The organism is Dictyobacter kobayashii (assembly GCF_003967555.1).
Classification (GTDB): Bacteria; Chloroflexota; Ktedonobacteria; order Ktedonobacterales; family Ktedonobacteraceae; genus Dictyobacter; species Dictyobacter kobayashii.
In genome coordinates, this window is sequence record NZ_BIFS01000001.1 from 3772570 (window position 1) to 3787756 (window position 15187).

Annotated in this window: 16 protein-coding genes; 4 read left to right on the top strand and 12 right to left on the bottom strand. The window is 50.2% G+C overall.

Going from position 1 to position 15187, the window contains the following annotated elements:
- Positions 1 to 68: 68 nt before the first annotated feature.
- Positions 69 to 920: a polyphosphate kinase 2 family protein gene (locus tag EL645_RS16605; protein ID WP_126551552.1), complete on the top strand. Its 852-nt coding sequence runs from the start codon at positions 69 to 71 to the stop codon at positions 918 to 920.
- A gap of 29 nt (positions 921 to 949) precedes the next feature.
- Here EL645_RS16605 and EL645_RS16610 read toward each other — a convergent pair whose 3' ends face one another.
- The 5 genes from EL645_RS16610 to EL645_RS16630 all read right to left on the bottom strand — a co-directional run bounded on the left by EL645_RS16610 (position 950) and on the right by EL645_RS16630 (position 5181).
- Complete coding sequence (locus tag EL645_RS16610) at positions 950 to 1405, bottom strand: DinB/UmuC family translesion DNA polymerase (RefSeq protein WP_161977417.1); 456 nt, start codon at positions 1403 to 1405, stop codon at positions 950 to 952.
- 65 nt (positions 1406 to 1470) lie between these two features.
- Complete coding sequence (locus tag EL645_RS16615; protein WP_126551554.1) at positions 1471 to 2358, bottom strand: DNA polymerase Y family protein; 888 nt, start codon at positions 2356 to 2358, stop codon at positions 1471 to 1473.
- A gap of 570 nt (positions 2359 to 2928) precedes the next feature.
- A complete protein-coding gene (locus tag EL645_RS16620; RefSeq protein WP_126551555.1) occupies positions 2929 to 4089 on the bottom strand; it encodes a DNA glycosylase AlkZ-like family protein in 1161 nt (386 codons plus the stop codon).
- A gap of 18 nt (positions 4090 to 4107) precedes the next feature.
- On the bottom strand, positions 4108 to 4599 hold the full coding sequence (locus EL645_RS16625) for a ClbS/DfsB family four-helix bundle protein (RefSeq protein ID WP_126551556.1): 492 nt from the start codon (positions 4597 to 4599) through the stop codon (positions 4108 to 4110).
- A 45-nt stretch (positions 4600 to 4644) separates the two neighbouring features.
- Positions 4645 to 5181 (bottom strand): cysteine hydrolase family protein, encoded by a 537-nt coding sequence (locus EL645_RS16630; protein WP_126551557.1) that lies wholly within the window; start codon positions 5179 to 5181, stop codon positions 4645 to 4647.
- A 346-nt stretch (positions 5182 to 5527) separates the two neighbouring features.
- Between EL645_RS16630 and EL645_RS16635 the strand changes: the two genes are divergently transcribed.
- Positions 5528 to 6481, top strand: a complete 954-nt coding sequence (locus EL645_RS16635) for a helix-turn-helix transcriptional regulator (protein WP_126551558.1) — start codon at positions 5528 to 5530, stop codon at positions 6479 to 6481.
- A gap of 26 nt (positions 6482 to 6507) precedes the next feature.
- On the opposite strand, the gene EL645_RS16640 is transcribed toward EL645_RS16635, so the two are convergent.
- The 7 genes from EL645_RS16640 to EL645_RS16670 all read right to left on the bottom strand — a co-directional run bounded on the left by EL645_RS16640 (position 6508) and on the right by EL645_RS16670 (position 13107).
- Positions 6508 to 7734, bottom strand: a complete 1227-nt coding sequence (locus tag EL645_RS16640; protein ID WP_126551559.1) for an ornithine cyclodeaminase, nickel-pincer nucleotide-dependent — start codon at positions 7732 to 7734, stop codon at positions 6508 to 6510.
- Positions 7735 to 8004: 270 nt separating this feature from the next.
- Positions 8005 to 9510 carry a PQQ-binding-like beta-propeller repeat protein gene (locus EL645_RS16645; RefSeq protein WP_126551560.1) on the bottom strand — a complete coding sequence of 502 codons (1506 nt, stop codon included), beginning with the start codon at positions 9508 to 9510 and terminating at the stop codon, positions 8005 to 8007.
- Between the two features lie 6 nt (positions 9511 to 9516).
- A complete protein-coding gene (locus EL645_RS16650; protein WP_161977418.1) occupies positions 9517 to 10119 on the bottom strand; it encodes an RNA polymerase sigma factor in 603 nt (200 codons plus the stop codon).
- Between the two features lie 394 nt (positions 10120 to 10513).
- A complete protein-coding gene (locus EL645_RS16655) occupies positions 10514 to 11077 on the bottom strand; it encodes a CRISPR-associated protein Cas4 (protein WP_126551562.1) in 564 nt (187 codons plus the stop codon).
- A 40-nt stretch (positions 11078 to 11117) separates the two neighbouring features.
- A complete protein-coding gene (locus EL645_RS16660) occupies positions 11118 to 11543 on the bottom strand; it encodes a hypothetical protein (RefSeq protein WP_126551563.1) in 426 nt (141 codons plus the stop codon).
- Between the two features lie 19 nt (positions 11544 to 11562).
- On the bottom strand, positions 11563 to 12159 hold the full coding sequence (locus EL645_RS16665) for an HDIG domain-containing metalloprotein (protein WP_126551564.1): 597 nt from the start codon (positions 12157 to 12159) through the stop codon (positions 11563 to 11565).
- 60 nt (positions 12160 to 12219) lie between these two features.
- The gene (locus EL645_RS16670) at positions 12220 to 13107 is read right to left on the bottom strand and encodes a LysR family transcriptional regulator (RefSeq protein ID WP_126551565.1); all 888 of its coding nucleotides are present in this window, start codon (positions 13105 to 13107) and stop codon (positions 12220 to 12222) included.
- 139 nt (positions 13108 to 13246) lie between these two features.
- On the opposite strand from EL645_RS16670, the gene EL645_RS16675 reads away from it, so the two are divergent.
- Entirely contained in the window at positions 13247 to 14008 is a 762-nt protein-coding gene (locus EL645_RS16675; RefSeq protein ID WP_126551566.1) for an SDR family NAD(P)-dependent oxidoreductase, read from the top strand.
- A 124-nt stretch (positions 14009 to 14132) separates the two neighbouring features.
- Positions 14133 to 15182, top strand: a complete 1050-nt coding sequence (locus EL645_RS16680) for a dipeptide epimerase (protein ID WP_126551567.1) — start codon at positions 14133 to 14135, stop codon at positions 15180 to 15182.
- The last annotated feature ends 5 nt before the right edge of the window (positions 15183 to 15187 follow it).

Sequence of the window (15187 nt, forward strand, 5' to 3'; positions counted from 1 at the left end):
TATCTTGTTTGGCTTGCCATGAGTATAAAAAAAATAAGCTTATTGTATTGAGAAAGGATGGAGCCATAATGAGTGCTGACTTTTTATGGAAAGTTTCCGAGGGTGATAGTGTCAAATTAAAAAAGTACGATCCCGATTATGTGCATCCCTCGTTTAAGCATGATAATGCCGATGAGACATTGGCGGCGCTGGGTACTGAACTCGGTGAGTTGCAGGAACTGCTGGCGGCCGCCCAGCACCATAGTGTGTTAATGATATTGCAGGGTATGGATACCAGCGGCAAAGATGGTACGATCCGCCATGTCTTTTCACATGTGAATCCGCAGAGTTGCCGCGTCAATTCATTCAAAGTGCCGACTGCCGAGGAAGCGGCCCACGATTTTCTCTGGCGTATCCACAATGTAACGCCTCCCAAGGGAGTACTGGGTATTTTCAATCGTTCTCAGTATGAAGATGTGCTGGTTGTGCGGGTCCATAACCTGGTTCCTGAGAGTGTTTGGAGTCATCGCTATAAGGCGATCAATCATTTTGAGAAACTGCTGGCTGATAATGGAACTATAATTCTCAAGTTCTTTTTGCATATCAGCCAGGATGAGCAGACGGCTCGCTTACAGGCACGGGTGGATGATAAAGATAAAGCCTGGAAGATTTCTAGTAGCGATTTTGCTGAGCGTAAATACTGGGATGACTATCAAAAAGCGTATGAGGATGCTTTGAGCCAGTGTAGCACCGATGAAGCCCCCTGGTATATTGTGCCCGCCAATCATAAGTGGTATCGCAATCTGGTAATTGCCAAGACGCTGGTAGAGACCATGCGTAAATATAAGGATGAATGGAAGTCTGATCTTGAAGCTCGTGGCCGTAAAGAGTTAGAGTCATTGCAACAGATACTTGCTGGTAACGAGGCCAAAAGTTCATAATATTGGTTTTTGAGAGCCTGGGGACCGACTTACAATTTGCGTGTCAATCGGCCCCGGGCACGTGCTGGTGGTGGATAATAGGTTGTTGGCGCTGTGGTGATCATATCTCCAATACGTAGTTGTACCTGGAGATAGCGCGTGCCAGCCCGATGGTAATGGGCGAAGAGCATCAGGCTGTGATGGGCAATGATGTCAGCCTCGTCAGTATGCCGTTCTAGCTGCAGTTGTCCACTAATTGTCTCCTCGGCTGCTGTGAAGGCCATCTCTTCTCCATTATCATTGGTGATAAGCCGGCGTGTATTACGGTGGACCTGGTTTGGCCATAGAATCAGCGCGATGGATTGTCCCTTCAGGCGTTGTTCTTGTAAACGGTCGCTCAGATAGTTGGCCAGTTTGCGCAGGGCGCTACAGGTCTCGTCAGCATCAGCATGGTGATGGAAGCGTACACGAGCGTTCTGGCTTAAGGGGGGCGCGTCGGGTACCACCAGGCTATCATCCTCTCCTATTGCTACCCGGTAAAGCCAGCCTCCTGGCTGCCCTAAGCGGCGGATCAGCCTTCTTCGGTCAGGGTAGCTACTTGCGCGAAAGATGTAATGCCGAAGTCACGCAGATGGGCTACCATCTCGGCCACGGCCACGGGATCTACCTGTTCGGTCTTCCCTTCAATCTCATTATTCTCGCTGTTCTCACTTAACTCTGGTAAGGCTGTGGCTTGCCCGGTACCTGCCGCGCGCATGCGCAGGAGTATCGACAATGGTAGCGTCTGCACAAAAGAAGCTTCGCGCCCATGAGGAATATAAAGCACGCCCTGACGACCATCTTTGCGGCTCATTAACGCTGCCAACTCGGCTGTTGATTTACCATTGGCAACCCCAATCATGGCACTTAAGCCGAGTTCGGCGATTTCTGCACAGAGTCGTTCGGCCAGCATGACTGGCGAGGTAAATGGCAGTTCGCAGCCGCGCAGATCGATGAAGGCGTCGGAGACTGGAAGTGTTTCGATGATGCGCGAATACGCGCGATAGCGGTCTTTTAACTGCTGCAGTACAGGTTGATAGTGGTCATATGAGGCTGGCAAGAAACGTGTGCGAGGAGCCAGACGATGGGCGCGGCGCAATGGCATGCCCGCGACCAATCCTAATCGTGCGGCTGCCGGAGACACGTCGATCACACGTCCTGGTTCATTGGGACGTCCAGTGCCTGTGCCCACGATGAAGCTTTGTCCGCGCAACGCTGGGTCTAGTAGCTCCTCCATCGTGCAATAAAAATGGTCGATCCGCACATGCATAATTCCCTGCCGGAGGCGGGCGCGTTCCGCTGCGCGTGCGGCCTCATCCACTTCGTCTTTAGCATGATATGGTGGTGATTGCTCGTCTGTCATTTCTTCCGAGCCTTGCGCTATCTGTCGTGTTGGTGATGATCGCTGAAATTGTTGCATAGCATTCTTCTACAGTATATATCTTTATTGCGTGAACGACAAAAAAGTTTTGACACTTTTACCACGATATAGCTACTTGTATCTGTGCCTGGATAGGACGAAAAATTGGTGCAGGTAAGGCCGCTGGTGGAGAATACAATGCGTGACATATGTGTACTCGCTGTGCCTGTGTCTTGTAAGCATATCCACCTATGTATGGATACAATAAATGCCTACTATCGTATTTTTCCATAACCTCCCCTCAATGTAACCAACGCGTGGACGCATACGAGTTTGCATACAGGTTGTTCAGGTTTTTTTGAGCTTTTTAACATTCTGCTCGTCGATTTTTTCTATTATATACTAAATTTCTGCTTGTGCCTATCCAGCCTGTATGTCGCTGCCGGTTTTTTATTTCTATGGTGATGGAAAACCATCATCATAGAAATTGTGTTGCACCCTTGCGTACGTGCGCATGCGCGCCCGAACCATTTAATTATTTATTGCAGCAAATGTGCTTTGCACATTTGCTGCAATAAATAATTGAGGTGAGCACATTTGCTGCAATAATTAATTAAGATATATAGGGGGTTAGCGCAGGTTGCGATCGAGGTGGTCGGGAAGCTGGGTTTCTGTGGCGCCGAGGTAGTGTTGGAAGTTGAGCATGGTTTGTTTGATGGCGTGATAGAGGTCGGCGTCGGGATGACAATCGGCTTCCCACCACCAGTTCAGGATGGTCCAGGTTTTTCCACTTAGCCGGGAGTCGAGGCGCGCTACGAAGCGGTCTCGGTAGAAGACGGGTAGTACATAATAGCCCCAGCGGCGTTGTGCCGCTGGCTTATAGACTTCCCAGAGGTAGTCAAAGGAGAAGATTTGCTGCAGGGCTTTGCGATCCCAGAGCAGACTGTCCAGTGGACCTATGAAGGTGGCGCGAGGTTCGGGCAAGGGGGCGTCCAGATATGGGAGGGCGTTGCGGTGCAGGTAATAGGGCCATTTTTTCTCTCCGACCAGTACAGGGATTAATGTGCTCATTTCCACCAGTTGAGCCAGGGCTGTTTTTCTGTGGGCGGTCGTTCCACAGGCGCTCCAGACGCAGGCTTCGGCGTTTGGGCGTAGCAGGCCCGCCGCCTGGTAACGGCGCGCGATGATCCAGCGGTGATATGTTTCTGTGTCTGGTAGAGGTGCGAGATCATAATGGTGTGAGGGGATAACACGCTCAGGACGATCATAGTAGTGGCGTCCATTTTTGCGATGATGGGTTACCAGGATGCCACTGACCCACATGGCACGGAGGACGCGTTTGGTATGGGTCAATCCATACCAGGAGTTTTGGTCAGCCATGCGGGTGCGATCCTCAAACTCTAGCGATGAGAGCGGCCCCTGCGCATCTATGGCCGCCAGGATAGCTGGCGCGGTCTGGGGATCGGCCTGCATGATTTCACGATCGTGGTAAGGACGATACATTTCACGGGTATGGGCGCGCATGATCCAATCACTGGCAGGCACCAGGCAGGCCTGTTTATCCCAGGCATCATAGATCAAGCGGTCAGTGTACGCTGCCTTTTGCCAATCATCGACCTGGTAGCCTGGAATACGAGCCTGTAAAACCAGATCGGCATTGCGGCCAACTGGATTCAATGGATCATATTGTACTGTCCCCAGGCGTTCAAAGACGCCTGGAAGATCAGTTGGGGTGAGATGATAGTTTGCCAGCAAACGTGCTGCCTGTTCCCGTGAAATGGATATCGTCATGGTGTCTCTTCTTTGTTTCTAGACCTGCTGGCTCGCCAACCAATTTTGAATAATCTGGGTGTGTTCTTGATAATGCTCAAACGTATTGCCTGCGATATTTGGCCAGACCGGTTGGTCTTTCCATTGGGGGAGGGGCATGTTGAGCTCTTCTTCTGATAACAGTTCTACCGCACCCTTGATCTGCTGATAGACCGTGGCGAACTCGTTCTGAATATCGCTCAGCGAGCGCTCTTTGTTGGCTTGATAATACAATTCGTTGATCTCATCCTCGCTTAAGCCTGGTGTAGGATTGGGAAGTGTCGTCTCTTTATTATGGATCGCAGCCAATACGGCAATCACGCGTTTTTGCCAGGCGCTGAGGTGTGCAATATTATCTTTTATTGACCACTTGCCGTTGACATGAGGGGTTGTCAATTGCTCTTCACTCAGGGTGGCCAATAGGGCGGTAAATTGTTCGTAGCCGTCTTGCATGCGTCGTAACAATTCGGTTTTAGCTATTTGTTCGGTCATGTTTTTCTACCTCTCTGTATGCTAAATGATAGATTGACAACTGTATTAATTGAGAACTGTACTGGTCGGTCGGACGATGATCTCTGCGTCGTCGGAGGCAAAGCCGTCCAGGGTGTGATTATAAAAGGCGACAATCTGTGCTTCGTTCAATAACTCAGTATCGAAAGTCACATGGGCGTCGCTCACCAGCGTCACATTGTAGCCAAAGGTGGTGGCTCGCCGTACCGTCGTATCGACACAATATTGGGTCTGGCCCCCAGCCACAACCAGGCGTCTGGCGCTATAGTCTTTTAGCGTCTGTTGCAGATTCGTGTCATAGAAGGAGTCCGAGGCTCGTTTGTTTATAATCACCTCTCCGGGGAGTGGAGCGATCGCTGGATGTATGTGCCAGCGTGCGCTACCGACCTCTAATCCATGACCTTCAGGGCCATCGTGTTGAACATAGATCACCGGGATAGCGGCTGCGCGTGCCCTGTTTAGCAGGGTTTGCATATTGTTTAATGCCTCTGTATGATGCGCCGAATCCGCATCAATCATGCCAACCTGGATATCAATAATGATTAGTGCCGTGTCTTTATCCATAAGCTCCCTCTATGTCTGTTGCGCACTTCATTTTGTGCAAGCGCCTCCAACCTTAATATTTAGTGGCATGCATGCCGTTCAATCGTATGAGCGTAGCTGCCTGACAGGCGCCCCCGTTTACTCGCCATTGATCAAATTGAATGGCTGAGCCCGTGGCAGCGGAGCTAGCCGCGTCCAGGCGGCGTTTACGATTGTTTTTCAATAGCAGGCCGCGTTGCAGCAATTCCTACACTTTTCATCCCTACCCCTTGAGTTTATACGCAAAAGAGGATAGAATTCGCCCTAAATGAATATTTTTTGTGTAAGTTTCTAGATATTCAGATGATTGCGAAAGGACCAGAGCCAGATGTATTTTCCGACTACCCGTGTCCTGACTGTGTTGGAGTTATTGCAATCCAGGCAACAGATGAGTGGTCAGGAACTGGCGGAGCGCTTAGAAGTTGATCCACGGACCGTCAGGCGCTATATCACGATGTTACAGGATCTGGGGATTCCGGTTGAGGGGACGCGGGGCCGCTACGGGGCTTATCGTTTGCGGCCAGGCTATAAGTTGCCGCCTCTGATGTTCAATGATGATGAGGCGCTGGCCTTGACCCTGGGCCTGCTGGTTGGACGCAAGATGGGGCTTACACTGGCCACACCGGCCGCCGAGGGGGCGCTGGCAAAGATAGAGCGTGTCCTGCCACAGTCTATTCGAGAACGTGTCCAGGCGGTGCAGGACACGCTGGTCGTGGATGTGACACCATCCAATGCGGTGCCGCGCAGTGAATTTGTGGTGGATTTAAGCGAGGCTGCTCGTCAGCGTCGGACCGTCCATATGTGCTATCGAGCCTATGAAGCAGAGCCGACCAATCGTGAACTTGATCCTTATGGCCTGGTCTATCGCTCTGGTTACTGGTATGCGGTAGGGTATTGCCATTTGCGCCAGGATCTACGCACCTTTCGCTTGGATAGAATTGTGGCGGTAGAGGTACGCAGCCGCACATTTACGCGTCCCGAGGTCTTTGATTGCCTGGCCTTTGTCTTGAAGTCGATACCCTCCACGCCCGCCACCTGGTTTGTTAATGTTGTGCTCGAAACCACGCTAGAGGAGGCCCAGCGTCTTGTCCCGCCAGCCCTGGCAGTGCTTGAGCAGGTTGCGGATGGTGTCGAGCTGAAGTGTTATGTTGACCACCTGGATTGGATGGCCTGGGTCTTGATCCGGCTCCATTGTCCATTTGTGGTGCGCCAGCCGACTGAGTTGCGTGCTGAGCTCTTGAAACTTGCCCACCAGATCACTCTCCTGGCTGAGCGCACCTGACAATGAGTATGCCTCTGCCACTCCAACTATTGCTCTTCTTTCAAGACATCCAATAGTTCGCGTAAAAATAGCTCGGCATCGGTGACCAGGCCAGCGGCCTGAAAGCTGCCGCGATCGGAGAGCTTGGTGACTACTGATGGGTTGATATCTACCACGACTGTACGTACATGGGCGGGTAGCAGGTTTCCGGTCGCGATAGCGTGTAACATCGAGGCGACCATGATGGCCATTTCAACGCCATGTACCTCTTCGCGCATGCGGCCCTGAGCCTGCTGCATATCGGAGATCACGCCGGGCATCGGACCATCATCGCGTACCGAGCCAGCCAGCACCATCGGAATGTTATGTTGATGGGCTTCGTAGGTGAGTGCCTCGCGCAGCAATTTGGTTTCGATAGCCTTTTCAACCGAACCAAGGGCACGAATAGCATTAATGGCGCGTAGGTGGTTGCGGTGTCCACCCTCGACTTGCTCGCCGCTCTTGAGATTGACGCCCAGCGAGGTTCCAAACAGGGCTGACTCAACATCATGGGTGATGATCGCATTGCCGCCGAAGATGACCTGTACATAGCCCATGCGCAGTAGCTCAGCCACATAGCGACCAGCACCTGTGTGGATGACGGCCGGCCCTAGCACGAAGAGTATCTTCCCATTGCGTGCGCGCACCTCACGCATCTGCCGCGCGATATTATGGATGGCCAGTACCTTGGCTTTTTCGGATGAGACCTCGCTCTGCATAAATGCGAATGAATCTCGTTCACGCTCACGAGCATATGGCTGCACGCGGATACCATCATGTCCAATGACTACTTCCTCTCCAACCTGCACATCATGCATTGGACGGCAATAAGCCCGATTATTGGTGCGATCAATGGCGATGGCCACATCCATTTCAATATCTTCTACGTTGATCCATTGTCCATTCAAGCGTACCTGTGTGGGCAGATTCGTCGTGGAGTAGAACTTGGATGGGAGAACCCCGGCCTGCTCGACACGTGATGTATGTACATCATCGGCGTGCAAGAGTACAGCACCAACTTGCTGGAGTTCTGAAATAATGCGTTCGAGAATTTCATCATTGGGTGCTGAAATTTTGAGGCGCACATAGCTAGTATCGTTTTTGGTCGCCCCAACTTGCATCTCCTCTACGTCAAAGTTGCCGCCGCGATCCATAATCGTATCCCAGGCACGTGGCAACGTCCAGGAATCGATTATGTGACCACTCATCTCTATTACTTCATGTACTGTATGCATTGCTTGGTCTCTCTTTTCTTTACAGCGCTATCGATGGGAGCCGTAGTATTGATGCCTAGTGTATGCGGCCCGTTCTCGAATGTCAATTGCCTGTCGTCTGTTTGTCTGAGTGGAAACAATGGGGCACTTGCACCATGTGCTTTGAGTGTATACAACAGTATATTTATTCTTATAAAAGCCCTGCCTCATATAAAATTATCACTCCCCATTCCGCACTACATCGATGTGGTGCGGAATGGGGAGTGATAGATGGCTTTCTACTTTACCTGATTAATTGCCAACGACTATATTCGTAATATAATCTTTTTTTATCACACTTATTTGCCAGAGAAGATGGCCATCCGTCAGGCTAATTGCCTGGAGTTGATGAAGGTTGTTAGCATAAGTGACAAGGGTATTATTCGTGATTATGGTGGTGGAATTCGATCCAGGTAGCTGCTTTGTCCAGAGCATTGCTCCATTTTTTGCCTTGATGGCTGCTATGCTTGTCACTATGTTATTCGTTGAAGACTGACCTGGTGCGATACCGTAAATGTTGCTATTGGCCGCGATCACTTGTGTCCAGGGTGCATTGAAGGGTATGGTAGCTGTGTTTTTGGTGCACCAGGTGTGGGAACCATTACTCGTCTGGTATGCACAGAAGTTTTCCCCAGTAAAGAGTGCTACCACACCATCGGCAACAGTTAGTGGACTTGGGCCAGCTGAAGGCGCAATAATAGACCATATGAGCTTACCGCTGGTGGCATTCAATGCCAGTAGTGGTTTCTGCTCCTTATGAAAACCATTAGGATCGTTGACAAACGAATGAGAGGTCTGCACATAGAGGACATTATCAGCTATGGTCGCTGAAAGTGGCATGGAGGTGGGATAGCGCCAGATTTCTTTTCCAGATGTACTGTTCAGGGCTTTGATTCCATTATGATCGTTGTCTCCATTCTCCATCACATAAATGACACTATTCCCTATGGCTAATAGAGATGATACCGCACTTGATGGATATTGCCAGCGCAGGGCTCCGGTTTTTTGATCGAGCGCATAGAGTTTGCTGCCGAGATAGCCGCTGACATAGATCAGGTTCTGGTCGGCCATAATTTGAGGCGGATTGTCACCAATAACCTCTGAGGCTGTGTTTGAACCAAGCTGTTTTTTCCACAGTTGCTTGCCATTGCTTATTTGTAAAGCCTGAATATATCCCTGATATGCTATGTAGACCACATGATGCTGGATGACGAGTCCGGGCTTTCCATTGTAAAGATCAATTGGTTGTCTGGTAGGCAGTGTTTTCTGCCAGGTAATGGCTCCGTTATTAACGTCCCGAGCTGTAATCTGCCCATCATTTGTAATGCTGATAATGGTATCAGGTGCCTGAGTAATGTTGTGGGTTGACACTTGCGTAGAGGGTTTGTGCGACTGAAACAGGAATAGCGAACCGCCAATGAGTATGGCTGCAACGATGACTGCGGATAGCAACTGAAGCAGGACTGGCCAGCGTTTCTTGTTTGTCTGGGAGTGGCGATTGATTTGTCCTTCATCAGAATATTTTGTTTGTTGAGAGGGCTGTTTGTCCTCAGTGGTAATGTCCTGTGGCATAGTTTCCTCCAATTGATATGCTGCATGTGTTTCAAAAAGCATTTGTTCCAGTAGAGGATCATTTTCCGCATCATGAAGAACATTGATAACGGTATCGATGTCGCCCCGATCAAGGGCGCTGATATAGCGAAAGAGTGCCTTTTCGTGTGCCTGACGCTGCTCTGTGGTGTTTCTGTGTTCGCTCATGATGTTTTACCTGCTCCTTTCGCGTTGTTCATGCTGTTGCCAGGTCAGGCGCAGACGATTGATGGTACGATGCAAGCGTACCCGGGCCGCTCCTTCTGACACATTGAGTGCCAGCGCCAGATTATGGGTATCCAGATCCTGTATGAAAGCTAAGCGGAGGATCTTTCGATCAGCGGGAGAGGCTAATGCTAACATTTCGGCTACCTGTTCGCGAGCCTCAATCTCCTGCTCGGGTCCAGCGTGTGTTAGCTGACTGATCTGATCGAAGAAATCGCTCTCGCTTTCTGCTTCATTGCTGCTTGTCAGAGTACCAACCGGATATTCATGCTGCTGGTTACGAGCCAGTGTGACGCGTTTACGTTTGATCATATTGGCAGCGATCCCTAGAAACCAGGCGCGAGGCTGCTGCACGGTCTTAAAGGCTTCAATATGTGCCAGGGCTTCTACAGTTGCTTCGTTGAGGATATCAAGCGTCATATTTTGGACGGATTCACCGTGCGTAAGTCCCATGCGTATGACATACGAGCGGATGATGCCTTCAATGGATTCCATATTCTCTTGCAAGAATTGTTGAAAATTGAAATCAGCTCCATTTGATTGCTTATTCATAGGCTCGCTTCTCTCATGTTTGAATCGTGCCTTATCGATCATGAATATCATTCTCCATATTTTTGGCCAAAAAATATTATTGTATTTGATAGTCATTTCAGGAGCATAAATTGTTACAGAAACTCAGGGGCTTTTTCATGTTCCTCTGTGGCGCCTGCGGTGCGGGGTTGGGAGCGTGGAGAGTGTATGATGGGCGGCTGCGGCCGCTCACTACACACACTCTACACCTGAAAGAATGGACCTCTTATTGCTTGCTCGTGATCTCCATGTTTGCACTGCGGCTGCCCACCACACACACTCCCATGAAAGAAGGTCCATCGTATCGCTTGTTTGTAATCTCCCTGCGATCTCTGGACGAACAGTAAGTGGTAAGGTGGAAGATGGGTTGAAGTTGCTATTTTCCCTGGCCGACGGGGCAGATGGGTTGGTAGATACAGGCGCGACACTTGGAGGCTTTTTGTTTCTGGAGCGCGGGAGGTTGTTCAGCGGTGCATAGGTCCATCTGTTTGAGGTGGCGCAAGACTTTTTTGCGCAGGGCTGGTGTATATTCGATAGGGAATTCACGGTCGGTATAGCGTAAGATGCCGTGTGTTGGTGGCTCCTCGGCATATTCTTCGAGGATAAGGCAGTAGGTGGCGACCTGGAGTACATGATGGCTGGCGGGTGTCATGGCGTTTTGCGCTATTGGCTTCACATCAACCGGGAGCAAGCGGCTATCGGGTAATTTAACTATATAGGATGGTTTACCCGTTAGCGAGTAGGTATCTGAAGTGATGGGCTCGCCGAGTTCATCAACGTTTTCATACATCAATTCACCAGGTGGGAGTCCGAGGGCCTGGTGGCGTTCACGAATCAACTTTTCTCGCTGCACCCGGCGCTCATTGAAGAGTAGCACGAAGCAGGCTAGCGAGAAGAGGAGTAGCCCGATGCCGGCGGCAAAGAGTATCTCTCCAAACATATTTACGCCCAGATCCTTCCGTACCTGTTATAGATATATTTTATTTAATAAATAGCATGAATAGCGATAGTCCGATCAGCACAACTCCAGTTCCCAGGGTCAATAGTGCCAGAGCAAGCAGACGGCGCACTTTGGGTAGGCGCTCGACCACTTCTTCGTATTGCTCTTCCAGGGCCTCGTCATCCATTTCTGGTAACTGCTTGGCTGCACGGAATTCCTGCTCGAAGGCGCCCCGGCGTACCAGGATCTGTTCAATCACCTGGTAGTCGGGGACCTCGGGAGCCTGCGAGCCATATTCTTGCTCTATCTCGACCATTTGCGCGAATAGTTCCTCATTGTCCGCATGCACGGCTGGATCATATTGTTCATGCCACCAGACAAGGGGACAATATTCATATTGTGCGATTTCTTTGGCACTATAGACGCGTTGATAGGCAACTGTATTGTGCTGGTTTGGGTACTGCATACTTATTTCTTACTCAGGTTTAGCTAGCCGCTTCTTGTCGTGCCTCTGTTGTTCCAGCCAGACCCAGCGTATCGGCGACCTCGGTCATAGCCTGGATCACGAAGGCAATATGCTCGTTCAAATCTACATTTAGCTCTTCGGCACCTTTAACCAGGTCTTCGCGATTGACACCGGCGGCGAAGCCCTTGGCCTTCATTTTCTTACGCACCGAGGAGACTTCCAGTCCCTGGATACTCTTGTTGGGCCGTACCAGCGTGGTAGCTGTAATCATGCCTGTAATCTCATCGCAGGCATAGAGCCCCTTAGAGAGCAGATCTGTACGTGGATGAGTGGCAAGATTTAAGTCGTTATGGGCCAGGATGGCATAGATAATGCGCTCATCATAGCCGTCGGCGCGTAACCAATCCGCCGCTATCTGGGTATGCTCATGCAGATCTGGATATTCCTCATAATCACAATCATGCAGCAAGCCAGTCATGGCCCAGAGTTCTTCATCCTCACCATATTTACGTGCATAAGCGCGCATGGCGGCTTCAACTGACAGCATATGTTTCTGTAAACTCTCATTTTTTACATGCTTTGTCATCAAAGCGTATGCATCATTACGTGTTGGCATTATTTCCCTCTCACTACATACAAGTGCGGCAAATTTTGCCTCTATTATAGCATAGCTAATTCAAGCCCCGTGCTCCAATTGAGATGCATGGCGCACAAAGTTGCGCAGGACTGGCGATTGGTCGTCTTTGTACCAGGCGATGGCCAGCTCGGCTGTCTGTATGGCAGGCTGAAGTGTGCGGTAGACCAGTCCCTGGTGGCGCAGAAAGCGGGCAGAATGAGGAATGATGGCGATGCCCAGCTCGGCGGCGACCAGCCCTGTGATGGTCTGCATTTGTATGGCTTCCTGTACTATCCGTGGGCTAAAGCCTGCTTGCTGGCACAGGCTGATGATCTGATCATACAGCCCCTGTCCATGTTGGCGTGGAAACATGATGAAGTTCTCTTCGGCCAGGGCCTTGACCTCGATATTATCCAATGTTGCTAGCTGATGATTTTCTGGTAGGGCCAGGATCAGTGTTTCTTGTACCAGTGTGCGTACGACTAATTGATCTGAAGCAACGGGTGGCCGTAGTATTCCTAACTGAATGCGCCGATCGCGCAAAGCACGGATTTGTTGGGCGGTTGTCAACTCGCGTAATTGCAATTCTACCTCTGGAAAGCGTTGGTGGAATGCGCGGATAAGTCGGGGTAATAATTCACTGGTTGCTGAGCCAACAAAGCCCAGCGTGAGTTGTCCCAATTCCCCTTTATCGGCTTTACGGACCATTTGGACGGCTTGTTCGGCCTGGGCTAGCGTCAGGCGCGCCTGGTGCAGGAAAATTTGTCCCGCCTCAGTTAATTGTACCTGGCGTTTAGTGCGATAAAAAAGTTGCACGCCAAGCTCTTTTTCCAGATTATGGATTTGTTGACTTAATGGCGGCTGGGCAATCTCCAGGCGCTCCGCAGCATGTCCAAAATGAAGCTCTTCCGCTACAGCCACAAAATAGTGCAGGTGTCGTAGTTCCATCGCTCTCTCATATCTTTTAAGTATTAAACTAATACTATTAATATATTGGACTTATATATATGCTGTCCAGTAGACTATCCTCATCTCCAGTGGGAAAAATATAAAAGCAGCTTGTAAGTATCTGAAGGAAGGATTTCTCATGGCAGAGCATAAACAGCGTGTCGTATTAATTACTGGTGGGGGAAGTGGATTGGGGCAGGCGATGGCCAGTGCTTTTGTTAAAGAAGAAGGTGCCGTGGTCGCTATTATTGGGCGTGATGCTGAAAAGTTGCGCCGGGTAGCCGCAGAACTTGAGCCACATGTCTTCTATTATCAGGCGGATGTCAGCCAGCGGCAGCAGGTGGAAGCTGCAGTACAGGCGATTGTAGATAAATATGGTCATATTGATGTATTGATTAATGCCGCTGGATTTTCTGGAGATGGTGTTACGACTGAGAAATCTCTGCTAGAGGCGGAGCAGGATTGGGATTGTGTGCAGGAGACCAATCTGAAAGGGAGCTTTCTGATGACTATAGCGGTGGCTCCTCATCTGCCTCGCCCCGAGGGTCGTATTATCTATATCGGCTCTATTGCTGCCTCTACCGGTGGTAGCAGAGCTGGATCAGTCGTCTATGCGGCTACCAAGGCCGGCCTGCATGGACTGACCTATGGTTTTGCGCGTGAACTGAGCGGCCAGGGTATCACTGTGAATACTATTGCCCCTGGCTTTATTGCCGACACCGGTTTTACTGGACATTGGTCTGAAGAGCGCGTACAGGGTGTGGTTGCTCAGATACCTGCGGGTAGGGCTGGACAGGTAGAGGATGTGAGCGCGGCCGCGCTTTACCTGGCCTCTCCTCGTGCCTCTTTTGTGACGGGGCAGATTCTCAATGTCAATGGTGGCTGGCTCTTCGGAAAATAATAATGCTTGTATGCTCTGTTCCTTTGTCCATAAAGAGGCTTTACCAATCATGCTATGATGGTTTGTAGTCTCATTTACGATATTTCATTGGTAGTTCTAGCACGCTTGGATGAAGGAACATTATATGCTACACATTGATGCAAAACCAATAGATCTGCACCTCACCACACCATTCCGCATTGCGCGGAGCGTACAGTATACGGCCGCCAATGTGGTGGTGGAGGTGAAGCACAACGAGGCTGTTGGCTATGGTGAAGCCGCTCCCAGCAAGTACTATGGTGAGAGTGCCGAGACCGTCATGGCCTGTATCGCCATGTTTGCGGGCAATCTGGGGGATGATCCGTTTTTGATTGAGGAGATTATGCAGCGCCTCGACAAAGTCATTCGCTTAAATCCCTCGGCCAAGGCGGCTGTAGATATGGCTATTTATGATATTGTGGGCAAGATGCTTGGCGTGCCAGTCTATAAGCTCCTGGGTTTAAATCCTACCCATACTCCGCGTACCTCCTTTACGATTGGACTGGATACCCCATCTGAAATGGCCAAGAAGGCATTGCTGGCCCAGGATTATCCTATTTTGAAGATTAAGGTTGGCTCCCGCCACGATATTGAGATCCTTAAGGCGATTCGCGATGTCTCTTCATCGGTGATTCGTGTGGATGCCAATGCTGGTTGGACACCTAAAGAGGCTATTAAGAATATCAATGCGATTGCCCAATATAATATCGAATTCGTTGAGCAGCCCGTGCCTGCCCATGATCTGGCAGGCTTGAAGCTGGTGCGCGATAATGTGGCTCTACCCATTATTGCCGATGAGAGTTGCGTGACGATTGAGGATCTGCCGCGTCTAAGTGAGTGTGTGGATGGGGTGAACTTTAAATTGATGAAAAATGGCGGCATGCATAATGTGCTTAAAATGATCCATGTTGCCCGTGCCTACAATCTGCGTACTATGCTTGGTTGTATGATCGAGAGCTCACTGGCGATTACTGCCGCCGCTCATCTGGCTCCTCTGGTCGATTACGCAGACCTGGATGGACAATTGCTGATCAACGATGATCCCTTTACTGGTGTTACCGTGGAACGGGGTAAGTTGCAACTTCCTAATCGCCCTGGCCTGGGTGTGAAAGTTCGCTCAAATAATAATAATTCTGAGCAACATGAAGGTAAGTAAGTTAT